The organism is Pseudomonas sp. 18.1.10, from assembly GCF_024655625.1.
Taxonomy (GTDB): Bacteria; Pseudomonadota; Gammaproteobacteria; order Pseudomonadales; family Pseudomonadaceae; genus Aquipseudomonas.
On record NZ_JANLGL010000008.1, the window covers coordinates 22,265 to 47,115 of the forward strand.

Annotated in this window: 22 protein-coding genes; 17 read left to right on the forward strand and 5 right to left on the reverse strand. The window is 62.1% G+C overall.

All coding sequences use genetic code 11. From position 1 onward, the window contains the following. Positions 1-44: 44 nt before the first annotated feature. The 4 genes from NUV89_RS02595 (at position 45) to NUV89_RS02610 (ending at position 4,732) form a co-directional block, all read left to right on the forward strand. A complete protein-coding gene (locus NUV89_RS02595; protein ID WP_257780168.1) occupies positions 45-554 on the forward strand; it encodes a sigma-70 family RNA polymerase sigma factor in 510 nt (169 codons plus the stop codon). Continuing rightward, a complete protein-coding gene (locus NUV89_RS02600) occupies positions 551-1,501 on the forward strand; it encodes a FecR domain-containing protein (protein ID WP_257780169.1) in 951 nt (316 codons plus the stop codon). Before NUV89_RS02595 ends, NUV89_RS02600 begins: the two co-directional genes overlap by 4 nt. A 95-nt stretch (positions 1,502-1,596) precedes the next feature. Beyond that, positions 1,597-4,047, forward strand: a complete 2,451-nt coding sequence (locus NUV89_RS02605; protein WP_257780170.1) for a TonB-dependent siderophore receptor — start codon at positions 1,597-1,599, stop codon at positions 4,045-4,047. Between the two features lie 100 nt (positions 4,048-4,147). Next, entirely contained in the window at positions 4,148-4,732 is a 585-nt protein-coding gene (locus NUV89_RS02610) for a hypothetical protein (protein ID WP_257780171.1), read from the forward strand. On the opposite strand, the gene NUV89_RS02615 is transcribed toward NUV89_RS02610, so the two are convergent. From NUV89_RS02615 to NUV89_RS02635, 5 genes are all read right to left on the reverse strand, one after another. Further along, a complete protein-coding gene (locus NUV89_RS02615; RefSeq protein WP_257780172.1) occupies positions 4,713-5,384 on the reverse strand; it encodes a protein phosphatase 2C domain-containing protein in 672 nt (223 codons plus the stop codon). The genes NUV89_RS02610 and NUV89_RS02615 overlap by 20 nt on opposite strands. Further along, entirely contained in the window at positions 5,381-6,067 is a 687-nt protein-coding gene (locus tag NUV89_RS02620) for a hypothetical protein (RefSeq protein ID WP_257780194.1), read from the reverse strand. The genes NUV89_RS02615 and NUV89_RS02620 overlap by 4 nt, the downstream gene beginning before the upstream one ends. Before the next feature lie 14 nt (positions 6,068-6,081). After that, positions 6,082-6,801: a hypothetical protein gene (locus NUV89_RS02625; RefSeq protein ID WP_257780173.1), complete on the reverse strand. Its 720-nt coding sequence runs from the start codon at positions 6,799-6,801 to the stop codon at positions 6,082-6,084. Between the two features lie 70 nt (positions 6,802-6,871). Next, entirely contained in the window at positions 6,872-7,576 is a 705-nt protein-coding gene (locus tag NUV89_RS02630; RefSeq protein ID WP_257780174.1) for a DUF3142 domain-containing protein, read from the reverse strand. Continuing rightward, positions 7,573-9,738, reverse strand: coding sequence for an outer membrane assembly lipoprotein YfiO (locus NUV89_RS02635; protein ID WP_257780175.1), 2,166 nt, complete (start codon positions 9,736-9,738; stop codon positions 7,573-7,575). Before NUV89_RS02635 ends, NUV89_RS02630 begins: the two co-directional genes overlap by 4 nt. Positions 9,739-9,902: 164 nt before the next feature. On the opposite strand from NUV89_RS02635, the gene NUV89_RS02640 reads away from it, so the two are divergent. From NUV89_RS02640 to pgaA, 13 genes are all read left to right on the forward strand, one after another. After that, positions 9,903-11,507, forward strand: a complete 1,605-nt coding sequence (locus NUV89_RS02640; protein ID WP_257780176.1) for a glycosyltransferase family 39 protein — start codon at positions 9,903-9,905, stop codon at positions 11,505-11,507. Positions 11,508-11,541: 34 nt separating this feature from the next. After that, complete coding sequence (locus NUV89_RS02645) at positions 11,542-11,787, forward strand: DUF2789 domain-containing protein (RefSeq protein WP_257780177.1); 246 nt, start codon at positions 11,542-11,544, stop codon at positions 11,785-11,787. 100 nt (positions 11,788-11,887) lie between these two features. Continuing rightward, entirely contained in the window at positions 11,888-13,381 is a 1,494-nt protein-coding gene (locus NUV89_RS02650) for a Fic family protein (protein WP_257780178.1), read from the forward strand. A gap of 74 nt (positions 13,382-13,455) precedes the next feature. Continuing rightward, on the forward strand, positions 13,456-14,109 hold the full coding sequence (locus NUV89_RS02655) for a hypothetical protein (RefSeq protein ID WP_257780179.1): 654 nt from the start codon (positions 13,456-13,458) through the stop codon (positions 14,107-14,109). Then, positions 14,106-14,540: a hypothetical protein gene (locus NUV89_RS02660; RefSeq protein WP_257780180.1), complete on the forward strand. Its 435-nt coding sequence runs from the start codon at positions 14,106-14,108 to the stop codon at positions 14,538-14,540. The genes NUV89_RS02655 and NUV89_RS02660 overlap by 4 nt, the downstream gene beginning before the upstream one ends. Before the next feature lie 173 nt (positions 14,541-14,713). Continuing rightward, a complete protein-coding gene (locus tag NUV89_RS02665; protein ID WP_017739213.1) occupies positions 14,714-15,124 on the forward strand; it encodes a MarR family winged helix-turn-helix transcriptional regulator in 411 nt (136 codons plus the stop codon). Beyond that, positions 15,121-17,199, forward strand: a complete 2,079-nt coding sequence (locus tag NUV89_RS02670) for an FUSC family protein (RefSeq protein ID WP_257780181.1) — start codon at positions 15,121-15,123, stop codon at positions 17,197-17,199. The genes NUV89_RS02665 and NUV89_RS02670 overlap by 4 nt, the downstream gene beginning before the upstream one ends. Then, positions 17,196-17,405 carry a DUF1656 domain-containing protein gene (locus tag NUV89_RS02675; protein WP_010214247.1) on the forward strand — a complete coding sequence of 70 codons (210 nt, stop codon included), beginning with the start codon at positions 17,196-17,198 and terminating at the stop codon, positions 17,403-17,405. The genes NUV89_RS02670 and NUV89_RS02675 overlap by 4 nt, the downstream gene beginning before the upstream one ends. Further along, a complete protein-coding gene (locus NUV89_RS02680; protein ID WP_257780182.1) occupies positions 17,402-18,274 on the forward strand; it encodes an efflux RND transporter periplasmic adaptor subunit in 873 nt (290 codons plus the stop codon). Before NUV89_RS02675 ends, NUV89_RS02680 begins: the two co-directional genes overlap by 4 nt. After that, positions 18,271-19,713: an efflux transporter outer membrane subunit gene (locus NUV89_RS02685; protein ID WP_257780183.1), complete on the forward strand. Its 1,443-nt coding sequence runs from the start codon at positions 18,271-18,273 to the stop codon at positions 19,711-19,713. The genes NUV89_RS02680 and NUV89_RS02685 overlap by 4 nt, the downstream gene beginning before the upstream one ends. Before the next feature lie 81 nt (positions 19,714-19,794). Further along, entirely contained in the window at positions 19,795-20,427 is a 633-nt protein-coding gene (locus NUV89_RS02690) for a hypothetical protein (RefSeq protein ID WP_026137109.1), read from the forward strand. A gap of 147 nt (positions 20,428-20,574) precedes the next feature. Continuing rightward, a complete protein-coding gene (locus NUV89_RS02695) occupies positions 20,575-22,071 on the forward strand; it encodes a YdgA family protein (RefSeq protein WP_257780184.1) in 1,497 nt (498 codons plus the stop codon). A gap of 299 nt (positions 22,072-22,370) precedes the next feature. Next, on the forward strand, positions 22,371-24,851 hold the full coding sequence (pgaA, locus tag NUV89_RS02700; RefSeq protein ID WP_257780185.1) for a poly-beta-1,6 N-acetyl-D-glucosamine export porin PgaA: 2,481 nt from the start codon (positions 22,371-22,373) through the stop codon (positions 24,849-24,851).

The following is a 24,851-nucleotide window of genomic DNA, read 5'->3' on the forward strand; positions in this document are numbered from 1 at the left end:
AGCTGTAATGATAATTGCTCTCAATAGTGTATCTGAGCTTTTTCATGGACAGCGCGACTGACGGCCAGCAACAGCTTCACCTCCTGTACCGCGACCATCACGGCTGGCTGCAAGGCTGGCTGCGCCAGCGCCTGGGCGACCGTGAGCACGCCGCCGATGTGGCCCAGGACACCTTCCTGCGCCTGCTGGTGTCGGGGCGTTTTCCCGGTGACAAGGAAAGCCGCAGCTACCTGGTGCAGATCGCCCGCAACCTGGTGATCGACCAATGGCGGCGCCTGCGCATCGAGCGCGCCTACCTGGACAGCATCGCGCACCTGCCAGAACCGGAGTCGCCGTCCCTGGAAACCCGCGCGCTGATCCTCGAAACCCTGATGCAGATCGACGCCATGCTCGACCGCATGCCCGACAACGTGCGCCGTGCCTTCCTGCTGTCGCAATTCGAAGGCCTGAGCTACGCGCAGATCGCCGAGCGCCTGGGCGTCAGCCTCAGCTCGGTGCAGAAGTACATGACCCGCGCCATCGTCGCCTGCTACCAAGTGGCCTACGCCGAATGAGACACGACGCGCCCATCGCCCCGGCCGTGGTCGAGCAAGCCAGCGAATGGCTGATGCTGCAATGGGGCGGCGACCTGCGGGTTGAGCAACGCCAGGCCTTTGCCCAGTGGCAAGCCGCCGACCCGGAACACCGCCGCGCCTGGCAACGCTTGCAGCACCTGCAACAAACCCTCGGCGGCGTGCCCGCCGACAGCGCCCGTGCGGTGTTGCGCGACACCCCGGACACGCAGCGCCGCGCCGCCCTCAAGCTGCTCGGCCTGCTGCTGGTGGCCGGTGGCAGCGGCTACCTGGTGCAGCGCAGCGAACCCTGGCAAGCGGCGTTCGCCGAGCATCGCACTGCCACCGGCGAAATCCGCCACGTCACCCTCAGCGACGGCACGCGCCTGGACCTCAACAGCGACAGCGCGGTGGACCTGCGTTTCAGCGCCAGCGAGCGGCGCATCCGCCTGATCCGCGGCGAGGTCTTGCTGACCAGCGGCCACGATCCATCACGCCCGTTGATCGTCGAAACCCCGGCCGGTGATGTGCAGGCGCTGGGCACCCGTTTTGCCGTGCGCGAATTGGCCGACGGCAGCCGCGTCGACCTGTACGAAGGCCGCCTGCGCGTGACCCCGCTGCACGGCGCGGCGGTGCAGATGAAGGCCGGCGACAGCCTGTGGTTCAACGCGAGCCAAAGTTCGGCGCTGACGGCGGTGGACGCCAACCGCAGCAGTTGGACCGAGCACCGCCTGATCGCCGAGCGCCAGCCGCTGGGTGAGTTCGTCGCGCAACTGAGCCGCTATCGTCCCGGGTTGCTGCGCTGCGACCGGGCGGTGGCCGGGCTGTTGCTGACCGGCGTGTTTCCGCTGGACGACACGGACGCCATCCTCGCCGCGCTGGAGCGCTCGTTGCCGGTGCAGGTCCAGGCGGTCACGCGTTACTGGGTGACGATCAAGGCGCGGGTCTGAAAAAAATTTTTTGCAAAGCACTTGTCGGTTTCTGCGGCCCGCTCGGGATACCTCTTGAAAGCCAATCAAGAAGCGATCTCACGGGGAGTCCTGCAATGCCGCACCACCAGATCCAACCCTTGGCCCGCGCCCTGCGCCGTGGCGTGTTTGTCGGCCTGCTGGCGACGGTGCCCCTGGCGCCGAGCCTGGTGCACGCCGCCGAAAGCGCCGAAACGCAGCGCGCCTACAACATCCCGGCGGGCAACCTCGACCAGGCGTTGAACCGCTTCGCCAGCGCCTCGGGGATTTTGCTCTCGGTGGACGCGTCGCTCACGGAGGGCAAGCGCAGCGCCGGCCTGCAAGGGCGTTACGCGGTGGGCGTCGGGTTGGAACGCTTGCTGGCGGGCAGCGGGTTGGTGGCGATGCAGTCCCAGGGCGGCTGGTCATTGCAGGCGATTTCCGGTGGCGGCCCGTTGCAATTGGGCGCGACGCAGATCAGCGGCGAGCAAGCGCAGGAAAACGCCTGGGGCCCGGTGGATGGCATCGTCGCCACCCGCAGCGCCTCGGGGAGCAAGACCGACTCGGCGCTGGTGGAAATCCCCCAGACCATCAACGTGATCACCGCCGCCGAGATCAAGGCGCGCGGTGCGCAGAGCGTGACCCAGGCGTTGCTCTACACGCCTGGCATGGCGGCGGGCGGCTTTGCCGACCGGGTCAAATTGTTCGATGAACCGACCTCGCGCGGCTTCTCGCCGACGCCGCTGTACCTCGATGGTTTGCACCTGCCCTACGGCGGCGGCAGCACGGGCGGCGCGCTGCAGATCGAGCCCTACTCGCTGGAGCGCATCGAAGTGCTCAAAGGCCCGGCCTCGGTGCTGTACGGGCAGAACCAGCCGGGCGGCATCGTCAATATGGTCAGCAAGCGCCCCAGCGAAACCCCGGTGCATCAGGTGGTGCTGGAAGCCGGCACCTACGAGCACAAAAGCGCGGCCATCGACCTCAGTGGGCCGCTGGATGAGCAAGGGCAGTTTCTCTATCGCCTGACCGCCCTGGCCAACGACGGCCAGGACGAGATCAACTACGTCGAAAACAAGCGCCAGTTCATCGCCCCCAGCTTCACCTGGCGGCCCAACGACGACACCAGCGTGACCTTGTTCGCCCAGTACCAGAAAGACAAAGGCGTGCCCGAAGCCCAAGGCTTGCCGGCGTCCGGCACGTTGTGGGCCAACCCCAACGGCAAGATCAAGCGCGACCTGTTTATCGGCGAGCCAGACTCCAACCAGTACAACCGCGAGCAGTACGTGCTGGGCTACGAGGTTTCCCATCGTCTCAACGACACCTGGACCCTCAAGCAAAACGCGCGCTACGCCGAGGTCGACGACCGCTACACCGCGCCGTTGCACGGCTACGCCTTCGTCGCCAACCCGGCCACCGGCGTGCAGGACCAACGCTACCTGCAACGCTACGCAGTGGACTGGGCGCAGAACAACAAAGTGTTTGGCGTGGACAGCATCGCCCAGGCCGAATTCGACACCGGCGCGCTGTCCCATACGATGATTTTCGGCCTGGATTACTACCACTCCGGCTCATTGTTCCACGGCCTGTACGACCGCCCCGCGCCAGTGATCGACCTGTTCAAGCCGGTCTACGGCCAGCGTATCGACTATCGCCAGCCATACCGCTGGGACCGCACCCTGAGCCAGACCGGCCTGTACGTGCAGGACCAGATCAAATGGGACAAATGGGCGCTGGTGCTCGGCGGTCGTTATGACTGGGCCAGTGTGGTCAACAAGGAGCCGATGCAGGGCACCCGCTTCGCCAGCAAGGACGAAGCCTTCACCGGCCGCGCGGGCTTGGTGTACCTGTTTGATAACGGCTTGGCGCCGTTTGTCAGCTACTCCGAGTCGTTCCTGCCGCTGACGGGCACCAATGTGGATCGCAAGCCATTCGATCCCTCCACCGGCAAGCAGTATGAAGTCGGCGTGAAGTACCAGCCACCGGGCCAGAAGAGTTTTGTGCAAGCCTCGGTCTATCAGCTCGACCAGGAAAATGTGATCACCACCAACCCCAACGACACGTTCAGCACCCAGAGCGGCGCCATGCGCTCACGGGGCGTGGAGCTGGAAGCCAAGGCCGTCCTCAGCGATGCCTGGGACATCATCGCCTCGGCTGCGCGCAACGACATCAAGTACACCAAGGACGAAGAGGGCCGCCAAGGTCGCCACCCGGCCGGCATCTCGCCGCTCACCGCGTCGATGTGGGTCAATTACACCGTGGTCGGCGACACCCCGCTGGCCGGCCTCGGCGCAGGCCTGGGCGTGCGCTACGCGCGGCAAAGCCTGGGCGACTACTACGAAGGCGCCTTCAGTGTGCCGTCGTACAGCGTCTACGACGCCAGCCTGAGCTACGACCTGAGCCGCTCGCCGCTGAAACTCAAGGGCGTGAAACTGGCGCTGAACGTGCAGAACCTCACCAACAAAACCTACGTGTCGCAGTGCACCAGTGACCTGGATTGCTACTACGGCGAAGGGCGTACGGCGGTGTCGAGCCTGACCTACGACTGGTAGATCATCGCTTGTAGGAGAGGTCCTGATTTACCTGGGCGTGAACTAGACAAGCCTCGTGAGCGTTAGCCTTTTTGCCGGCTAACCTCCCGAGACCTTGCCCATGTCCATCGCTGAAAACCCCTACGCCACACCGCGTTCAGCGCTTTGCTGGATGCCCGTTCGCCAACCCGTTTTTTTCGTCGTCGCACCGCGTAAATTCCTGAGCCTGATGCTGCTGACGCTTGGCGGGTATTTCTTTTATTGGTTGTACCGCCAGTGGGCGCATTATCGGCGAGCCACCGGTGCCAGCGTCTGGCCGTGGGTGCGCACGCTGTTTTCGGTGTGCTACTTCTGCACGCTGATCCTCAGCGTCGCCCGGGAATTGGAGCAAGGCGAGTCGCCCTATCGCTGGTGGCCGCGCGGTTTGGCGGTGGTGATCTTCGTGTGCGGGTGTTTGCCGTTCACGTTGTTGTGGCTGTTGTCGCCGCTGGTGGCGCTGGCGGTGGGGGCAGTGATCGTGGCGCTGCAACTGGCGCTGGCGTTGCAGCTGCAAGGTGCGATCAATTGTCTGGAGCGTGATCCACAGGGGCAGGGGAATGCGGTTTTGACGATGGCCAATTGGGTTGGCATAGGTTTAGGGTTGTTGGGATGGGGAGTGATTTTGGCGTGGGTGGTGAGGGAGGTTTCTACCTCTGCAATAGCATGAAGGTGGCGTCGTCTTCGGTTGAGCAGCCCTCAAGTGATCGCCCAGCGATGGCCTGGAGTTGGTTCTCGACTGTGAGTTCGGCCCAGAACCCGTCGGTTGCCAAAATCCAAGTCGTGTCTGGAGTGACCTGAATGAATTGGATGGCTGGTTCATGAGGCCGTCGGTAGCTCATGCAGTTGAACAGTCGTTTACGGGCCGGGCTGCTGGCGATGAATGTGTGGCTCAAGTCGCCTTGCCAGTTGGGTCCACAGTGGGGCGAGTTCAGCCAGGTCATGCGCTGATCGTTGTCCAGATAACCCAGGCAACAGTCACCTGCGTGAATCGAGATGGCAGTCTGACCAAGTACCAGCAGTGCCAGGTAGCTCGTCGAGGCAAAGGGGAAATCAGGGCAAAGGTTTGAATGCACCTGCCCAAGCGAAGCGAGTGCCAGTTCCAGCGCGCTGTCAGGGCACGTTGCAATAGAAGGCGCAGCGTTGGAAAAACAACCCAGCAGATGATCGCGCAGGGCTTGCGCCAGTTCGCCACTGCCCGGTTTTGAAGTGCCGTCGGCGATCACGTAGAGATGAGCGCCCGCATTGTGTGCCGAACCGCAGACATCGCGGTTTTCTGCTCGGTCGGTCCCTTGCTGGCTGAGGCTCAAGTGCAAGATCAAGCGGATGCTCCGAGTCCGATCAATGCTTGCAGTCGCTGGTGAATCAAGGCCTCACGATCAGAGTCCTGGGCGGTGCTTTGGATGACGTCCTGGAACGCCGACAGGCTCAGCAATGCGGCAAATTGTTCGCTGACGTAGCGCCGTAGTTCGACAGGCGCCAGCTTCACTTCTTCGATAAGTTCTTCGCGGCCGTCCAGCAACGCGATGATGTCCTCGATGTCGTTGGACATCAGCACATCGCCATGCCCTCGGCCATGATAGGCCTGCAGCTTTGCGGCGAGAAACCACGGCGCAGCGAATGCCTTGATTGCGGTGCCGTTGGGGAGGGTGTAGTCGATGGCATTTTCCAGGCCACCGACGAACCACGTGTTGGAGAACCCCAGTACCTGTTCATCGGTGGGCATGAAGTCGACCTTAAGAGCGCCCAGTCGCAGGCGACAGGTGACAGAATCCTGGCCGGTATTTTTGAAACCTCGGGGTTTCAGCTTTTCTTCCAATCGATACCAATCCAGGGTGCCTGATAGATGAATCACCAGGTCCACGTCATCGGTACCGCGAATCGACTCCAGCGTGTATTCGTCAGTGATAAGCAAAACCGTGGTGCATCCGCCGACAAAGGCCACTTGTTCGCGCAACTCGTCACCCAGCGCCTCGGCAACCGCCTCAAGCATTTGCAGCATCATGGTTCTGTTGGATGTCACAAGATCCACTCCCTCAGCATTGCGTCGGCGACTTTGGCTTCACGCGGCCCGCCGATGCGGATGGCGTCAACGAGGGCCAGGAAATGATAGAGAAGCTCATCCTTTTTCACCGCGCCAGGGACGGTTTTGTATAGAGGTGTGACTGCCTGGCCTTTGTTTTTTCCGTAAGCGTCGGGCCAGACGGGGATGAAATCGCCGCCGCTCATGACTTTGCCCGCCATTATTGGCGCGGCAAAAGCGGTTGGAATGCCGCGAACAATCGGGCCGGGTTTGGCTGGGAATACGTATCGAATTGCGTATTTTATGAAGTCCAGCAGAGCCTCGCTTCTTACGTTGGGTTTGCCGCTCAGTAGGTCGGTGTAGATAAGGCCAATTTCGCGGCATCGATTCATCGAGTTCGACACTTCGCTTTTGCTCAACGCGAGGGACGCCGAAAGGGCGCGGACGGAGTAGCTTTCGATGTTCGGCGCGGTCTCGACATCCTCGATATCGTCCCATCCTTCCCATTCCTGGGCAGTGGAAAGTTGGATCCTCTCAAAGATGTCGCGAGATTGGATAAGGGACTCCAATGAAATCGAGCGGCCACTTAGCATGAGAGGGCTGGCGTCATCGAGGTCACGCATGACAGTGAACTCACGCTTTTGCACGCGCTCGCCTTTGGCCAACAGGTCCAGGCTGATCAATTTGAAGAGCACTACGATGTCTTGACTTTTCATGCTGTAAAGAATCCTGGTGTCCACTGTCCATGGACCGTGGACACTTTCTTGCATAGAGTTGGCATCGCTGTCAACGATTCTGCAAAAACACCACATACCCCCGAAACCACTCACTCTCCTTCAAATACCCCGGTTCCTCCCACACCCCACCCTGAATCAATCCCACCTTGAACGGCAGCCCCATGCGGTTCATCCGCGGCAAATACGCCGCGTAATCCGCAATGCTGTGCCGCCCTTGATAGGTCTGCACCACCACCTCATCCACCACGCCCTTGAGCTGGGCGATGGCGGCCGGGTCGGCGTTGCTGCTCCAGTCCATCAGGCCGGTGATGCTCAGGCGCAGGTCGGCCGGCAGGCGTTGGCGCAGGTCGCGCAGGAAATCGGCGTATTCGTGCAGGTATTGGGTGCGCGCATCGAAGTCGATCTGGATGCCGGCCACGGGGTTGCCGGCATCACGCCAGCGTTGCACTTGGCCGAGCACTTGGGCGTAGACCGGCTCGGGCCAGTGCAGGGTGTGGGCGCGGTAGACCACCCAGATCTCGCCGTGGCTCAGGCGCGGCACGCCGATGCCCTGGGCGATGAGTTGCACACCGCGCTGGGGTGCGCGGCGGGTGGAGTTGATCTGGCCCTGGAGGATGTACAGGGTGCTGGCCTGTTTGAGTACCGGCTGGGGGGCGACGCCGCTCCACAGCCAGAAGGCGTCGTAGTCGCGGGCATCCACCGCGCCGAACACCGGGCTTGCCAGGAGCAGCAAGCCGAGCCACAGGTGCTTCACCAGTAATACTGCGCCGATTTGCCCCACTGGGTGTCGGCGAAACCGCTCTTGAGCTGGCGGAACCAGGCTTTGCGCACCGCCGGCGTCACGTCCTGGCCGCCGCAGCTGTTGTAGCCGGCCGGTGCGTAGCAGTTGACCGCGCGGAACAGCGCGTAGGCTTTGTCGTTCTTCGGTGCCTTGGCGTCGCCGATTACCTGTTTGTAGCCGTCCAGGCGCGAGAAGGTTTCACCCTTGAAGTCCGACGCGCTGCTGCCCAGGCTGCCGGCGGCGCGGGCCTGTTCCAGCGGCATGCCGTCGAGGTTGTTGCGCAGGATGAATTCACCGAGGCAGTTCAGGCCTTGTGGGTTCTTGGCGTCGGCCTGCAGGGTTGCGGCAGTTTGCGCGATGCTCGGGCAGGCATAGCCGGATTCGGCTTTGTCGCCATTCCACTGGAACAGGCGCAAGGTCTGGCTGGCGCTGTAGACGTAGCCCAGGCTGGTGCCGAGCTTGTCCTCGGGAGCCGGCGTCGGCAGTTGCTTGAGGTCTTCGGCGAAGCTGGCGAACTGGCCGCGCAGCAGGTTTTTGTAGAGCAGCACGAATTGCGCCGTCTCACGCTCCAGCGGGTCGCTGGCCTGGGCAAGTTGTTGACGCAGCAAGTCAGGCCCGGCGACGTTGCGCAGCAAGATATAGCGCACCTGCCTGGCGCTGATCGGCGAGTCGGCGGCAAACACCTTGGCCAACTGGCCACTGCGCTCGTAATGCAGGGCCAGGGCCAGCTCCAACTGGTCGCGTTGCAGCGGCTGTTTGGCCAGCGGCAGCAGTTGCAGCCATAGGGCCTCGGCGGCTTTCCAGTCCTTTTTATCTTCCAGCGCCAGTGCGCGCAGGGTTTGCTGGCTGAAGGCGAAGTAATCCAGGCTCGACGGCACCTCCTTGGGCAAGTGCTGCAAGGCGCTGTCGGGTTGATGTTCGACGTACAGCGCATAGGCCGCGAGCAGGTAGTCGTACAGCGCCGGCTCCTTGGCAAACACGGCTTTGCGCTGGGCGAGGTCGTCGCGGGTCAATGTCGGCGGGGTGTGGGCACGCATCCTCATCAGGTCGCTGACCAGTTGAATCATCGGCGTGTCGATCGGCCCGCCGCTCACCGACAGCAGCTTCACGTCGGCTTCTTCCACCAGTTCATCCACCGACACATTGCGCTGCGCCTCGGTGGCTTGGGTCAGCCCCCAGGCGTAGGCGTCGGCGAGTTTGACGTTGTCGTCCGCCAGCCAATACACGCGACGCAGCAGGCCACGGGCAGAAGCGGTGTAGGCGCCTTGTGGATAAGTGTTCACGTAGTTGCCGAAACCCTGCTCGGCAGCGGCCAGCGCCGACTTATCCACACGCTCAAGGTTGGGCACGCCGTATTCATCGTAGGTGTTGGCCTGGGCCTGGTTCAGCGCGGTGCGGGCGGTCATGTACAGCGCGGTTTCCTTCAGCCATGGCGAGTTGGCACTGGCGAGTGCCGAGAAGCCACGCTCGGCCTCGGTAAAGCGGCCGCTGTAGAAGTCGGCGGCGGCTTGCAGGTACGTGCGAAACAGTTGGCCGTCGCTGGACTGGATCTGCTGCGGGTCGGCGATGACCGGGCCATTCCAATCGCAGGTGCCCAGCAGTTGCAGGCGCGAGGTGGCCAGCAGCGTACGCTCGGCCGCCGGCATGTCGGCCTTGACCACTTGGCGGATAAACGCGGTGGCGCTGTCATCGTCGTTGCTGCGGCAGCGGCTGCCTTCGCCGTTGAGGAAGGCTTCGCCGGCGGTTTTGTACTCCTCGCGCTTGATGCCCAGGGGTTCCAGCAGGGTGTCGAGTTCGGCGGTGGGGGAGTCGTCGGAGTCGGGTTGCGTCTCGCCGCTGCCGACCGGGGTCAGGCGATACACCGCAAACGGCACCGGGCCAAAACCCTGGGCCAGGTCATCGTCGTTCAAGGCGTTGGGCGTCAGCGCCATGGTTTTCTTGTCGGCCAGCAACAGGCGCAGGTTGACGCGGCTGTCGTTGCCCGGGCTCAGGAAGGGCAGGTTGTTGCACGTGTCGAGGCTGTCACGGGAGACCCGCCAGTCGGGGTAGCACGAGTCGTCGGAGCTGGCCAGTGCCGGCAGGGAAGTGCTGGCCAACAGGGCCAGTGCCAGGGGTGACAGAAAACCGATGCGCATGACGTGTCCTTGATCCTGAGTCCTTGGAGGGAGGCAATCATAGCCTGATCTCACAAAAGCTTCGGTGAAGGCCTACGCAAATCACCGATTTGTCCGATACCAGCAGCAGGTTGCAGGCTTTTGTCCTAGAGTGGCGGTGTTTGCGCAGTGGCAGGGGAATCGAGGTGCGTCGGTCTGTGGTAGAGCAAAACGAAAAGGTCGGGGCGTTGCCCGCCTACAGCCGCCTCGCGTGGGAGGGCGCCGGCTGGATCAGTCGCCTGTGGTGGGTGCCGATCGTGGCGTTGGCCATGGCCGTGCGGTTTTATCAACTGACGGCGGCAGCGATCTGGGGCGACGAAGGTTCCAGCCTGTTGCTCAGTGAGTACGCGATAGGCGACCTGTGGTTTCACGCGGCCCACGATGTGCATCCGCCCCTGTATTTCTTGATCCTGCGCGGCTGGATCGAGCTGTTTGGCGACAGCATCGGCTCCATTCGCAGCATGAGTGCGATCCCCGGCGTGGTTGCCGTGGGCCTGGGCATCTGGCTGACGCGGCAACTGTCCACCCGGCGTGCTGCGGTGCTGGCCGGGGTGTTGTTGGCGCTGCTGCCGACGGCGGTGCGCTACAGCCAGGAAGTGCGCATGTACTCGCTGCTTGGCGTGTGGCTGCTGGGTGCGACGCTGGCGTTGGTGTACTGGGTGCGACAGCCCGAGCGCACGCGTTACCTGGCGGTGTATGGGCTGTTGATGAGCGCCGGTTTCTATACCCACTACTTCACCGCGCTGTGTGTGCTGGTGCATTGGGCCTACCTGGGCGTGCTATGGCGTACCCAGCCGCGTGGCGAACGCCTGCTGGCGCGTCCAGCCTGGTGGCTGACCAACGGCGTGATCGTATTGTTGTACCTGCCTTGGCTGCCCAACCTGCTGGACCTGGTGCAACACGTCGAGCAACTCAAGGTGGGCGGCGACATTGGCTGGGAAGACCCGGTCAGCCTGCTGTCCCTGCCGTCGATGCTCTGGCAGTTCGTGCTGCAGGATGAGGGCACTGGCTTCTGGGCGCCACTGTTCTGGGCCTTCCCGTTGCTGTTGGCGGGCATCGTCGGCGTCACCGTCTGGCGCGACCGCGAGCGCTATCGGCCGGCCAGTCTGCTGGCGCTGTTTTTGCTGCTGCCGCTGCTGCTGGTGTACGGCGTGTCGTTTGTTTCCCCGGTGTTTATCGAGCGTTACCTCACGGTGTATGCCTTGGGCTTGCCGATCCTCGTCGCGTTGGCCATCGACCGCTTGCCCTCGCGCCTGGCCTGGCTGGGGGCGGCATTGTTCGTGCTGTTTGTCGGGGTGGAACTGGTGGGGCTGAAGAACAACTTCACCGTGGATGAGCATGACCAGTTCAACGTGCCCGTGGAATTCGTCAATCGCAATTACCAGGAGGACGACCGCATCGTCCTCAGCGACATGATGTGGTACCTGAGCTACGTGTATTACGACCAGACCGACGCGCAACTACAGCTCTACACGCCGCCCAAGCCTGACGGCACGCCCACTCGGCCCAATGCCTATGGCTTCGGCACCTTGGTGGACCAGGACGGCGGACGCATCTACCTAGACCGCCTGTCGGCATTGCCTGCCGAGACCCGCCGCGTGTGGCTTATCAGCAGCAACGAAGCGCCGGACGACTTCGCCCCGCTGCCCGAGGGCTGGCGCGAACTCAGTCGCCAGGACGGCGGCGGGGCCCGGGCGCGCTTGTTTGTGTTGTGCAACGTCGCGCCAGCGCAACCTGAGGGTTGCCGCTAGACTCGGTCTGACTTTCATTGATTAGGAACTCACCATGGAACTGCCTGTGCACGACCTGCCTGCATTGTTCAAGCAACTTGGCCTGCCGGATGACCCGGTCAGCATTGACCAGTTTGTCGCGGTCCACTCGCCGCTCAAGGCCGATTTAAAGCTGGCGGATGCGTTCTTCTGGACTGACAGTCAGCGACAGTTTTTGCGTGAGGGCATTCTGGAAGATGCGGATTGGGCCGAGGTGGTGGATGAGTTGAATGTGTTGTTGCGTAAGGGGCGCGGGGTGTAAAAAAATATCCGACAAAACGCGTTAATGTAAAAAAAAATGGTGAGCGGAAAAAAATCTGAGCTTTAATCGGTTCAGTGCATTTTTTCCTGGGACGCTCACTTTGGCCACAGTCGGATATGCCCATCTCTGTGAGGCACTGGATTTAAAAGTCATCGCACCCAATCGGGTTGCGATGATCAAACCCGTGACCAGAATCACCTTGATCGGCAATTGCCTTGCTGTCCCTCCTGCTGTTGCGCCTGCGCAACACGCCTTGTTTGAACATGTGCTGTTCGCGCTCAAGCATGAAGGCGTCAACCTTGCCGTGCTCGCCCAAGTGTTTGAAAAACTTGGCCCAGAGCCACTTCTGGCGGGGCTGGCAAACGCTCCAAATGGCGCGTTTATCCGAAAAGCCTGTTTTTTATGGGAAGCCTTAACGGGGCAGACGCTCGATTACGCGGCGCCTGTTCGGGGGCGCGTCGTAGCCTTATTCGATCCTGCCCGGTATGTGACCGGCCCAAGCATCCGCAACAGCCGTTGGCGAATCGATTTCAATGGCCTGGGCTCCTTGCACTACTGCGCGACCGTGGAGCGAACACCCGAGCTGGATGCGTTGCTGGCGCTTGACGTGTTGCGCCGCGCCAAAGCCTTCATGGCCACCCTGCCACCCGAAATGATGGACCGCGCGACCCAGTGGGCTTACCTCCACGAGACCCGCGACTCGTTCGCCATCGAAAAAGAGCAGCCCAGCGAAGAAAAATCCCGTCGCTTCGTTCAGTTGCTACGCCAGGCTCACGAAGGTCGCTTGCTGACTGAGGATTATCTGGTCGAGCTGCAAAACAGCGCCGTCTCCAATCCTTTCGACAAAGCCTTCGCGTTTCGCCACGAACAAAACCATCTGCACAATGGCCTGCGCGGTGCGGCGGGTGTCAGCTACGTACCACCGGCGCCTGAGTTGTGTCACGAGCTGATGGAAGAGTTGATGGCCTTTGCCAATCAGCCTGTGCGGGAGGTTGATCCTCTCGTCGCTGCGGCGGTTACCGCGTTTGGTTTTGTATTTTTGCATCCCTTCATGGATGGCAACGGGCGACTGTCGCGCTTCCTGATCCACCAAATGCTGTGCCACTACGGCGCCTTGGAGAATGGCTTGTTGTTGCCGGTTTCCGTGGCGATGAAACACGAAGAGCCAGCCTACCTGGAGGCGCTAAAAGCCTTCTCCCTGTCGACACGAGACTTCTGGAACGTCACCTGGCTGGACGGCGAACAAATGGCCTTCGACTTCATCGGCCACCCCTCGATCTACCGCTATTGGGACGCCACCCGCTGCGTCGAATTCACCCTGAAAATGGCCCACCGCGCCCTCGAAGTGGAGTTGCGTGAAGAAACCGAATTTCTCGACCGTTATGACCGCGTGATCAAGGCGGTCAATCAGCGTTTTGACGTACGTGGCAGTGATTTGTCGAAGCTGGTGATGATGTGCCTGGATAACGAAGGCAAGGTTTCCAGGCACCGCAGGAAGCAGTTTCAGTACAGCGTGGCGGAGGAGGTGTTTGAGTTTATCGAGGAGGAGGCGGGACGGGTTCTGCGTGAAGTTGGGAAATCTCCTATCGACTAAGGGGAAGTGGACGATGGTGGTCGGAGTGAGGAGCCCGCTATTAACAGGCGCTGACTTCCTTTTCTGGACACACCATGAAGCGTCTGATCCCACGTGCCGACATTGAAAAATATGACCTTACAAAAATCGAAAGTCCTTATTTTTCCAGAATAGAAGTGAGGGCGTTCTTCCGTGCCCCCTATACGTTGCCTGGGCTGTGCGAGCTGTTGAGGGAATGCAATATTTCTCCAGTGTGCGTTGTCGCAGAAAAAGATCAGCGGCGCGTTCTGGAAAAATTGGCAGAGGGTGATTGGTTGTTTGTGATGGATCGCCCTTTTCTCTCATTAAGCCGAGAGTGTCGCGTCAAGTACGGCCATCTTATGGGCCGCCGACTCTATGTCGGGCCAGGTAAATGGGAGAAGGTCAGCATCGATTATGACGGCGTGAAAAACACTGCGATTCTTGCCGCCAATCGGTTGGTTTCCGCTGGCGATGAGGGGCGGTTGTTTTTATCGGATGGGAAAGACTTTGCGAACACCACCAGGGTCATGACCCAACGATGGGTAAGGCTTGATGGTCGCGACGAGCAACTTATCCACCGGTCAGTCGAGCGCCGGTATGGGGAGCTGCGGCATATAAAACAGCGTTATCTGGAGGGTGATGACAACTGGCAGGTAGGCGGTAAGTCGTGGCACTGGCAGCCAGTGACGCCGGATGTGGCCTACGAATACAAGGATGCAGGGCAATGACACGCAAGCAGGTCTTTTGGTTTTGGGGGGCCATGGATGCCATTTTTCTAGCCCGATATGCCGTGAACAGTGCCTTGGGGGGAAGGGTCCCCTTTTTAAGCGATATTGAGAGTGCTTTATGGCTGCTGCGTGAACATAGTGTTGTGCAGCTTTACCTATTCGGCCTCGCCATGTTGTTGCAAGTTTCCTTAGTGATTTCTTGCCTGTTGTTCTTTTTCGGTCGTGAAACGGTGAAGTGGGTTGTCTATGTTCAAACCCCTTTGCGACTGGCTTTTATAGTCCCTTCTGTTTCGTTATTGCTGGTGGGTGCCCAGTTCGTTCTCAACTACAACCCGGTGTTGCTGGTCGCTTTGGTGATTACCTCCGAGGCACTGAAGGTCTGGAGCGTTCGGCGCTGGAGCAAAACCGGCCAGCCTGAGCCACAATCCTGACAGCCAGTACTGATCCAAAATGTGGGAGGAGACGTGCTCCCTCCCACAATTTTTCCATTCATCCGCGAAATTGTTTCAAAACTTGACGGCCCCCCATTCATCCACCATATTGATAGTTAGCAAACTAACTGTATGCGAACTATCCAGTGCCTCAATCCCTCGAACAACTCCAGATGAACCTCAGCAGCAGCATGGTGGTGGGCGCCCGTAACTGGCGCAAAATCTGCCAGACCACGCTGGTGAGCTACGGTATTTCCGAAGCCTGCGCCGTGCCGTTGTTGATGATCGGCCGCCTGGGCGACGGTGTGCATCAGGTAAAAGTCGCCCAGGCGTCGGGGATGGAAAGCCCGTCGTTGGTGCGCCTGCTCGACCAACTGTGCAACGGCGGCTACGTGTGCCGCACCGAAGATATCCACGACCGCCGCGCCAAGGCGTTGAGCCTCACCGAGCGTGGCCGTGAGCTGGTGCAAGCGGTGGAAGTGCAACTGGTGCGCCTGCGCAAGGAAGTCCTCGCCGACATCGCGCCCGACGACATGGCCGCCGCCTTGCGCGTGCTGCGCGCCTTTGAGGCGGCAAGCCTTTGAACGGTTTTTTCAGCGGCTTCCCGCCGGCCCGCGACTGGTTCTACGGCGTGCGCACCTTCGCCGCCTCGATGATCGCGCTGTACATCGCCATGCTCATGCAAATGCCGCGTCCGTATTGGGCGATGGCCACCGTGTACATCGTCTCCAGCCCGTTTGTCGGCCCCACCAGTTCCAAGGCGCTGTACCGCGCCATCGGCACCTTGATGGGCGCGGCGGCGGCGGTGTTTTTTGTGCCGATGTTTGTGCAGTCGCCCTATGTGCTGGTGGTGGTGATTGCCTTGTGGACGGGCATTTTGCTGTTCCTCTCCATGCACCTGCGCACCGCGAATAACTACGCGCTGATGCTGGCCGGCTACACCTTGCCGCTGATCGCCTTGCCGGTGGTGGATAACCCGCTGGCCGTATGGGACGTGGCCGAAGCGCGTACCGAAGAAATCTTCCTCGGCATCGCCGTGGCGGCGGTGGTCGGCGCGATGTTCTGGCCTCGGCGCCTGATGCCGGTGTTCGATGGCTCGGTGAGCAAGTGGTTTGCCGACGCCCAGGTCTACAGCCAGCGCTTTTTGACGCGCAACGTCACGCCGGAAGAAGTCAGCAGCTTGCGCGGCGGCATGGTCGCCACCTTCAATACCTTGGAGTTGATGATCGGCCAGTTGCCCCACGAAGGCGCGCGGCCGCAGACGGTGCGCAACACCAAGGAACTGCGCGGGCGCATGATCCACCTGTTGCCGGTGGTGGAGGAACTCGACGATGCGCTGTATGCCGTCGAGCAGCGCGCGCCGCAGTATCTCGATCAACTCACGCCTTTGTTGGAAGCCACCAACCAGTGGCTGCAAAGCAGCGCAGAAAACCCCTCGATGGACAGTTGGCGCGCCCTGCGCGATCAGGTCGAAGCCCTGCAACCCCAAGGCGAAGCGCTGGACGAACGCCATACGCTGCTGTTCTCCAACGCCCTCTACCGCCTCGGCGAATGGATCGACCTGTGGCAAGACTGCCGCAGCCTGCAAGCCGCCATCGCCTGCGAAAGCCAGGTCACTTGGCGCGCCGTCTATCGCCACTGGCGCCTCGGTCGCCTGACCCCGTTCCTCGACCGTGGCCTGATGTTCTACTCGGCATTTTCCACCGTTACCGCGATCATCGTCGCCTCGGTGCTGTGGATTTTGCTGGGTTGGACCGACGGCGGCAGCGCCGTGATCCTCGCCGCCGTGGCCTGCAGTTTTTTCGCCTCGATGGACGACCCCGCGCCGCAGATCTACCGGTTCTTTTTCTGGACCGCGATGTCGGTGCTGTTCGCCAGCCTTTATCTGTTTCTGGTGCTGCCCAACCTGCACGATTTCCCGATGCTGGTGCTGGCGTTCGCCGTGCCGTTTATCTGCATCGGCACGCTCACCGTGCAGCCGCGCTTCTACCTGGGCATGTTGTTGACGCTGGTGAACACCTCGTCATTCATCAGCATCCAGGGTGCCTACGACGCGGACTTCCTCAACTTCGCCAACGTCAACCTGGCCGGGCCCGTGGGCCTGCTGTTTGCCTTTGTGTGGACGCTGATCGCGCGGCCCTTCGGCGCCGAACTGGCGGCCAAGCGCCTGACCCGTTTCAGCTGGCACGACATCGTCGGCATGACCGAACCGGCGACCCTCAACGAACACCGCCACCTCGCCGCGCAAATGCTCGACCGCCTGATGCAGCACCTGCCGCGCCTGGCGATCATCGGCCACGACACCGGCATCGCCCTGCGCGACTTGCGGGTGGCACTGAACCTGCTCGACCTGCTGGCCTACTCGCCGCGCATCCTCGGCGTGCCACGGGTGCTGCTCAACCAGGTGGTCGAAGGCGTCGGCGGTTACTTCAAGGCCTGCCTCAAGGCCGGTGAACGCTTGCCCGCGCCGAGCGGTCTGCTGATGACCCTCGACCGCACGCGCCGCGCCCTCAACGGCCAGGGCCTGCAAGACGAAGACGACACCCGCGTGCACCTGCTGCACGCGCTGGCCGGCCTGCGCCTGGCGCTGTTGCCTGGCGTGGAATTCATTGGCGGCACCGAGCAGGAAGCGCCGCTACCCGATGGAGCGCCTTTATGATCGGTGATCTGGATATCAGTGGGGTGTTCCTGCCCACGCTGCTGGTGCTGATGGGCATTACGTACGTGTTGTTTCTGGTGGTGCACGGGTTGTTGACCCGGCTCCACTTCTACCGCCTGGTCTGGCACCGGGCATTGTTCAACGTGGGGCTCTACGCGCTGTTGCTGGGCGCGGTGGACTCACTCAGTCGATACCTGATGACATGAAAAAACCCTTTTTGACCATCGGCCGTGTAGTCCTCACGTTGTTGATCGTGACCTTTGCGGTCGTGGTGGTGTGGCGCATGGTCATGTACTACATGTTTGCGCCCTGGACCCGAGACGGGCACATCCGTGCCGACATCGTGCAGATCGCCCCCGACGTGTCCGGGCTGATCCAGCAAGTGGACGTGCGCGACAACCAATTGGTGAGCAAAGGCCAGGTGCTGTTTGCCGTTGACCAGGACCGCTTCAAGCTGGCCCTGCGCCAAGCCCAGGCCGCCGTGGCCGACCGCCAGGAAACCCTGGCCCAGGCCAGCCGCGAATACAAACGCAACCGTGGCCTGGGCAACCTGGTGCCGAGCGAGCAGCTGGAAGAAAGCCAGTCCCGCGTGGCCCGTGCGCAATCGGCCCTGGCCGAAGCCCAGGTGACAGTGGATTCGGCCCAGCTCAACCTCGACCGCTCGGTGATCCGCAGCCCGGTGGACGGCTACGTCAACGACCGGGCGCCGCGCAGCCAGGAATTCGTCACCGCCGGGCGCCCGGTGTTGTCGGTGGTGGACAGCAATTCCTTCCACATTGACGGCTACTTCGAAGAGACCAAGCTCGACGGCATCCACGTCGGTATGGCGGTGGATATCCGCGTGATCGGCGACAACGCCCGCCTGCGTGGGCGTGTGCAAAGTATCGTCGCCGGTATCGAAGACCGTGACCGCAGCAGCGGCGCCAACCTGCTGCCCAACGTCAACCCGGCGTTCAGCTGGGTACGCCTGGCCCAGCGCATCCCCGTGCGCATCGCGTTTGAAGATGTACCGGCAGACTTCCGCATGATCGCCGGGCGCACCGCCACCGTGTCGATCATTGGAGACAAGCCATGAAGCAACGGCTGGCCATTGCCGCGTTGGGGCTGATGCTGTCGGCCTGCCAGGCGGTGGGCCCGGATTACACGCTGCCGGATGAGGCCGCGGTCAAACGCGGCGACCTGCAAGGGCCAATCGCGGGCGAGGGCAGTAACGTGGTGTCGGCGCCCGTGCCGGCAGATTGGTGGAAGCTGTACAACGACCCGCGCCTGGATGAACTGGTGCGCCAGGCCATGGCCTCCAACACCGATCTGCGCGTGGCCGCCGCCAACCTGCAACGCTCGCGTTATCAGGTGCAACAGGCCGAATCCGCTGGCGGTTGGAATGCCGGCGTGAAGGCCGAGGCCCAACGTTTGCAGGAATCCGGCGAGGCGTTTTTGCTCGCGGATAAAGTCCCGGTTGCCAACATCGGCAGCGTCGGCATCAGCACCTCGTATCAGTTCGACTTGTGGGGCACCTTGCAACGCGGCATCGAAAGCGCCCAGGCCAGCGCCGACGCCGCCCAGGCTGCCGCCGATATTGCACGCATCACCCTGGTGGCGGATGTGGTGCGCTCCTACACCCAGGTGTGCGCGGCCAACGAAGAATTGGCGATTGCCAATGAATCCCTCGACCTGCAAGCGCAGAGCACCCAGCTCACCCAACGCCTGCGTGACGCCGGGCGTGGCGATGAAACCCAGGTGACCCGCTCGCAAACCCAATACAAATCCTTGCGCGCCGACATGCCGCGCTACGAAGCCGCGCGCCAGGCGGGCTTGTTCCGCCTGTCGATGCTGCTGGCCAAACCGCTGGACCAATTGCCTGCGGGCACCGGCACCTGCGCCGAGCTGCCGCATATCGCCCAGTTGCTGCCGGTGGGCGACGGCGCCGCGCTGCTCAAGCGCCGCCCCGATGTGCGCCAGGCCGAGCGCCAACTGGCCGCTGCCACCGCACGCATCGGCGTGGCCACCGGCGCGCTGTACCCGGACATCAGCATCGGCGCCACGGTGGGCACCGTCGGTATCCTCGACAACCTCGGCACCGCGCCCACCAACCGCTGGGGCTTTGGCCCGCTCATCAGTTGGACCGTGCCGACCAACGGCGCACGCGCGCGCATCCACGAAGCCGAAGCCGCGACCCAGGGCGCCCTGGCGCATTTTGACGGCGTGGTGCTCAACGCCATCCGCGAAACCCAGACCGGCCTGGCGCAATACACCGCGCAACTGCAACGGCGTGATGCGTTGAACGATGCCGGCGAGTCGGCCAAGGAAGCGGCGGACCAGACCCACCGCTTCTTCCAGGCCGGCCGCGCGTCGTTCCTCGCCGACCTGCAAGCCACGCGCACCTACACCGATGTGCGCGCACAGCTGGCGGCGGCGAACACCCAGGTTGCCATGAGCCAGATCGACTTGTTCCTGGCCTTGGGCGGCGGTTGGGAAAGCGGACGAACGCAAGCGGCGTCGGCCAGCAAACCCTGAGCTTATAGCTATGCTTTGTCAGGTGAGTCGCCGTGACGATTCACCTGACACTGCTCGCGTTTGCTCATGGGGATTCCAATAATGAAAAACCCTTATGCTCCCGCTTTCTGGTGCGTGTTCTTCGCACTGGTGTTGTTATCGGCTGCCTACTTCTACGGCGTCATGCTCGCTCACCAAATCGACAAGGCCATGGTGTTTCTCGACAGCGCCTGCCTGGTGATCGGCACCTTGTCCATCGGCGTGGTGGCCTGGGCGTCCTACCAGAACCAACGGGTGAAGCGAAAACTGCTCGAACAAGGCAAGACCCGCGTGGCGATCTGGGACACCAAGGTTGCGCTGCGCCGCGTCGAAACCGTGTTCGACCGCTATTTCTGGGGCAGCTACTGGCAGCCGGGGCGCACCTTCCAGGAAGTCATGGGCGAACTCACCGGCACGCCCCTGGAAAAAAGCCTCGAAGCCTTGAAAAAACAGTGCGTGGCGTTGGATCAGCAAGTCGCCGACGGTAGGCATTGGCTGAATAACGCGCGTGAATTGTCCGACGTCGCCACGCAAATGGCCCGCGAGCGCTACCAACTGGACTTCTGCGACCCCAAGGCCGACACCCCGGGTAATGCGGTGATCCACCGCGAGTTTGAGGTGCTGGTGTACACCTGGACGGCGCGGTTGAAGAGTTTCGATCACCAGCTCGATGAGATTGAATCGGAATACTCGTGAACCATCTGCTGACCTGACCCCTCTGAAAAGCTGGGCCGTTCGCGGCCGCCAGTGCTAATCTTCCCCCGCTTTTGGCGGGCTTGAGCCAACCCTTTCGGGGTTCAAGGAAGACAGCCCACTTCTCACAGGATTTGATCAGGTCACTTCATGAATAAGCCAGCCGTAGTTCTTTTGGGTTTTGTAGTCGCCGTTGGCGCTGCCAGTGCAGGCGGTGCCTGGTACACCGGCAAGCAACTGGAGCCGGTGCTGCAAACGGCGGTGCAGGACGCCAACAAGGAACTGCAACGTTCCATGGCCGGCGTCGATGGGCGCCTGGACCTGGAGCTGGTGTCCCTGGACCGTGGCCTGTTCAGCAGCACCGCGCACTATCGCCTCAAGGCCCAGGGTTCGTTCTTTGGTGAGCAGAACCCGAACCCGGAACTGCTTTTCGTCGATCATATCGAGCACGGCCCGCTGCCGTTCTCGCGCCTGGTGTCGCTGAAGTGGCTGCCGGTCATGGCCACCAGTCACTACTCGCTGGAAAAGAACCCGACCACCGAAAAATGGTTCGCCGCCGCCAAAGACGTGTCGCCGCTCAAAGGCGTGGCCAATATCGGCTACAACCGTTCGGTCAGCGGCAATTTCGAGCTGCTGCCGCTGGAGTTCAAGGACGACAAGTCCTCGGCCAGCTTCTCCGGCCTCAACCTGGACTTCGACAGCAGCGCCGAAGGCAAGAAGGTCAAGGTCAACGGCTACATGAACAGCCTCAAGCTGACCGCCGTCGATGGCGACGGCACGCCCTTCGCGGCCGACCTGGCTGGCCTGACCGTGGCCAGCAACCTGGAAAAATCCACCTTCGGCTTCTACACCGGGCAGAACACCGTTGAGCTGACCGACACCAAGCTGACCGTCGGCCCGCAACAAACCGTGCTGACCCTCAAGGGCTTCGAGCAGAAAGACACCAGCGCCGTCAAAGACAACACCATGGACGGCCGCGTCGACTACAAGATCGACGAGATCGGCTACCAGGGCAAACCGGTCGGCTCCGCCGCCATGGCCGTGAGCGTGAAGAACATCGACGTGCCGTCAGGTCTGCTGCTGACCAAGCTGTACCAGGACAAGATGCAGCCGGTGCAAGCCGCTGCCGCTGCGGGCCAACCCGTGCCGGAGCTGCAACTGACCGAAGCCGAGCAAACCCTGGCCGAAGCCAACGTCAACCAGTTGCTGGCGGCCAAGCCGCAAGTGGCCCTGGAAAACCTGTCGCTGAAAACCACCCACGGCGAAAGCAAGTTCAACCTGGTCCTGGACCTGACCAAACCGTCGTCCATGGAGCTGCCACCGGTTGAACTGGGCAAGCAGATCATCGCGCTGCTGGATGCCAACCTGACCTTGTCCAAGCCCATGATCGGCGACATTGCCGCCCTGCAAGCCCAGGCCGGTGGCGTGACCGATCCGAAAGCCATCGAGCAGCAATCGCAGATGGCGGCCGAGATGGTCAGTGGCATGGCGGTCGGCACCCAACTGGCGACCCTGGTGGGCAACGACGTCGTTTCCAAGCTGCACTACGCCAACAATGAAGTGACCTTCAACGGCCAGAAGATGACCGTCGAACAATTCATTGGCTTCGTCTTGGCCAAAGCCGGTGCGATGAGCGGCGCGCAGTAAAGATTTTGCCTTCACCCAGAAATAAATAATGGGGGAGTGGAAGTGCCAGTGTTCAGGGTCAAACAATCGACGCTCAGGTCTATTGAGGCCCTGTTATCGCGGGCAAGTCCGCTCCCCCATTCGTATTTCAGATTCCCTGCCAATTCTGAACAATTGTTCTGAATTAGGCTTTCCCCTACTTTCTTAAGGGATAGTTCCTACAGGAAAGCTAGGTCGGGTCACGAGACGCCGACACCCTGATGCAAATTGCTCAGGACCACCTATCGTTACAGCTTTCCGTGTGTAAGGAAGCTCACGATATGCTGCGAAACCTCCCACTCAGTGCCACAGGCCGGTTACGACTGCTGATCGGGGCAGCCTTGTGCAGCCAGTTGCTGATGCCCGCTTTCGCCGTGGCCGACCCTGCCTACGATGCCCTGATTATTCAGGCGCGCAACGGCAATTTCACGCCGGCCCTGAGCCAGTTGCGCCAACTCCCTGCCGAGCGCCAGACACCGGGCCAGGTCAGCGATCACCTGGTGATTGCCGGCTGGGCCGGGCAGGACGCCGAAGTGCTCAAGGTGTACGAGACCCAGGGCAAAAATCGCAGCCTGACGCCCCAGGCGCTCGCCACCGTCGCGCGTACCTATCGCAACCAGAAGCAGTGGGCGCAAGCCGAAGCGGTGTATCGCCAGGCGCTGTTGCGCGAGCCGAACAATGTCGACCTGCAACTGGGCCTGGCCCTGACCCAGGCCGACGGCGGCAAAACCACCGAAGCCGTGCAACGCGCCCGCGCGCTGGTGGCGGCCAACCCGAATGACCCCAACCGGCGCATGGCCCTGGGCTACGCGCTGACCCGCGCCGGCTTCAACTACGACGCGTTGTTTGAATTCGACCAGGCGTTTATCCGTGCCGGAGATAAACCGGAAGTCGCCCGCGAATACATCGTCGCCCTGCAAAAGGCGCGCTTGCCGGAGCCGGCGTTGCGCCTGGCGGCCAAGCGCGCGGGCCTTATCGACCCAGTAACCCAGCGCCGCCTGGAAGGTGACTTGGCCGCCGAACGCGTGCGCATGGCCGAGTTCGCCACGCGCAGCGAAAAGGAACGCTACGTCATTGCCGACCGCGCCCTGCAGGATTACGACAAACTCCTCGCCCGCTGGACCCCGGACCCCACCGCCAAGGACGACGTAGTGGTGTGGCGTATCGACCGCCTCGGCGCACTCAAGGCCCGCGCGCGTACCGCCGAGGTGATCCGCGAGTACGAAACGCTGCAGGCCGAAGGCGTGAAGTTGCCCACCTATGCCGTGCGCTGGGTGGCGGCGTCCTACCTCGACCAGCGCCTGCCGGAAAAGGCCGCGCCGCTGTATCGCCAGGCCATTGAGGCGCCCGATGCCGACGTCGGCGACCGTGTCGAAGACAGCACCGCCTTGTTCTACGCCTTGCTCGAAAACGACCAGGTGGACGAGGCGCGCACCGTCGCCAAGAACCTGGCCGACAGCCAGAAACCCCGGGTTGAACTCAAGGGCCTGCCCATCGGCAACCCTAACGATGAGTGGATGGACGCCCAACAATTGGCCGCACAGGCCGGCACCTATGGTGCTGATCTGCCGTCCAGCGAGAAATCCCTGGAAGAGCTGGTGGGCAAGGCCCCTGGCAGCATCGGGCTGCGCCTGGCGCAGGCGGAAATGTACCGCGCCCGCGATTGGCCACGGCGCGCCGAGCGTGTCCTCAAGGAAACGGAGGCGCAAAGCCCGCGTGACATCGGCCTGGAAATGTCCCAAGGCTTCACGGCCCTGGACCTGCAGGAGTGGCGGCAACTCGACATCCTCACCGACGATGTGGTCGCCCGTAACCCGGACAACCGCCAGGTCCAGCGCCTGCAACGCCTGCGCGATGTGCATGACATGGCCGAACTGAAGGTCGAGGCCTACACCGGCAAAAGCTTCGGCGGCGGCAACAACGGCGACGCCGGTGCCGTCTCGGGCAGCCGTGACTGGGGCATTGAAAGCCGGATCTACACGCCGCCCATCGACGAAGACTGGCGCCTGTTCGCCGGTGCCGGTTATGCCACCGCCGACTTTGAAGAAGGCACCGGCCACCACCGCTGGCAGGTGGTCGGCGTCGAGCGGCGCACCCGCGACATGACCATTGAGGCCGAGGTGTCCAACCACTCCTACGGTGATGGCTCCAAACAAGGCGCGGCGGTGTCGATTGCGCGGGACATCAACGACAACTGGCAATACGGCGGCAGCCTCGGCTACCTGCTGTCCACCACCCCCCTGCGGGCGTTGAATGAAGGGATCACGGCCAACGGCGGCAGCGGTTTCATCCGCTGGCGCGCCAACGAAAGCCGCGAGTGGAAACTGACCCTCAGCCCGTCCCATTTCAGTGACGGCAACGACCGCTTCGAAGCCTTGCTCAGCGGCCGCGAAGGCCTCTACAGCTCGCCGAAAGTGCAAGTGGACCTGGGCCTGGAAGTCGGCGCCAGCCGCAACAGCAAGGAAGACACGATCTACTTCAACCCGAAGTCGGACTTCACCGTGTTGCCGGTCATCAACATCAACCATGTGCTCTATCACCGCTACGAGACTCAGTGGAGTCAGCAGTTCCAGGTCGGTGCGGGTACCTATAGCCAGCAGGATTATTCCACCGGAGGCATCGGCTTGGTGGGTTACGGCCAACGCTACCGCTGGAATGACGTACTGGAAGCCGGCGCGAACCTGAGCCTGGTTAGCCGACCTTACGACGGCAATCGCGAACGCGATCTGCGCCTGCTCGTCGACCTCACTTACCGTTTCTAG

What these genes read in the sequence shown, in the direction of transcription:
- NUV89_RS02665 (WP_017739213.1), top strand. Translation starts at nt 14,714, where the DNA reads ATGAACCTCAGCAGCAGCATGGTGGTGGGCGCCCGTAACTGGCGCAAA.
- pgaA (WP_257780185.1), top strand. Translation starts at nt 22,371, where the DNA reads ATGCTGCGAAACCTCCCACTCAGTGCCACAGGCCGGTTACGACTGCTG.
- NUV89_RS02620 (WP_257780194.1), bottom strand. Translation starts at nt 6,067, where the DNA reads ATGATGCTGCAAATGCTTGAGGCGGTTGCCGAGGCGCTGGGTGACGAG.
- NUV89_RS02605 (WP_257780170.1), top strand. Translation starts at nt 1,597, where the DNA reads ATGCCGCACCACCAGATCCAACCCTTGGCCCGCGCCCTGCGCCGTGGC.
- NUV89_RS02685 (WP_257780183.1), top strand. Translation starts at nt 18,271, where the DNA reads ATGAAGCAACGGCTGGCCATTGCCGCGTTGGGGCTGATGCTGTCGGCC.
- NUV89_RS02610 (WP_257780171.1), top strand. Translation starts at nt 4,148, where the DNA reads ATGTCCATCGCTGAAAACCCCTACGCCACACCGCGTTCAGCGCTTTGC.
- NUV89_RS02680 (WP_257780182.1), top strand. Translation starts at nt 17,402, where the DNA reads ATGAAAAAACCCTTTTTGACCATCGGCCGTGTAGTCCTCACGTTGTTG.
- NUV89_RS02625 (WP_257780173.1), bottom strand. Translation starts at nt 6,801, where the DNA reads ATGAAAAGTCAAGACATCGTAGTGCTCTTCAAATTGATCAGCCTGGAC.
- NUV89_RS02600 (WP_257780169.1), top strand. Translation starts at nt 551, where the DNA reads ATGAGACACGACGCGCCCATCGCCCCGGCCGTGGTCGAGCAAGCCAGC.
- NUV89_RS02660 (WP_257780180.1), top strand. Translation starts at nt 14,106, where the DNA reads ATGACACGCAAGCAGGTCTTTTGGTTTTGGGGGGCCATGGATGCCATT.
- NUV89_RS02635 (WP_257780175.1), bottom strand. Translation starts at nt 9,738, where the DNA reads ATGCGCATCGGTTTTCTGTCACCCCTGGCACTGGCCCTGTTGGCCAGC.
- NUV89_RS02690 (WP_026137109.1), top strand. Translation starts at nt 19,795, where the DNA reads ATGAAAAACCCTTATGCTCCCGCTTTCTGGTGCGTGTTCTTCGCACTG.
- NUV89_RS02695 (WP_257780184.1), top strand. Translation starts at nt 20,575, where the DNA reads ATGAATAAGCCAGCCGTAGTTCTTTTGGGTTTTGTAGTCGCCGTTGGC.
- NUV89_RS02645 (WP_257780177.1), top strand. Translation starts at nt 11,542, where the DNA reads ATGGAACTGCCTGTGCACGACCTGCCTGCATTGTTCAAGCAACTTGGC.
- NUV89_RS02595 (WP_257780168.1), top strand. Translation starts at nt 45, where the DNA reads ATGGACAGCGCGACTGACGGCCAGCAACAGCTTCACCTCCTGTACCGC.
- NUV89_RS02675 (WP_010214247.1), top strand. Translation starts at nt 17,196, where the DNA reads ATGATCGGTGATCTGGATATCAGTGGGGTGTTCCTGCCCACGCTGCTG.
- NUV89_RS02655 (WP_257780179.1), top strand. Translation starts at nt 13,456, where the DNA reads ATGAAGCGTCTGATCCCACGTGCCGACATTGAAAAATATGACCTTACA.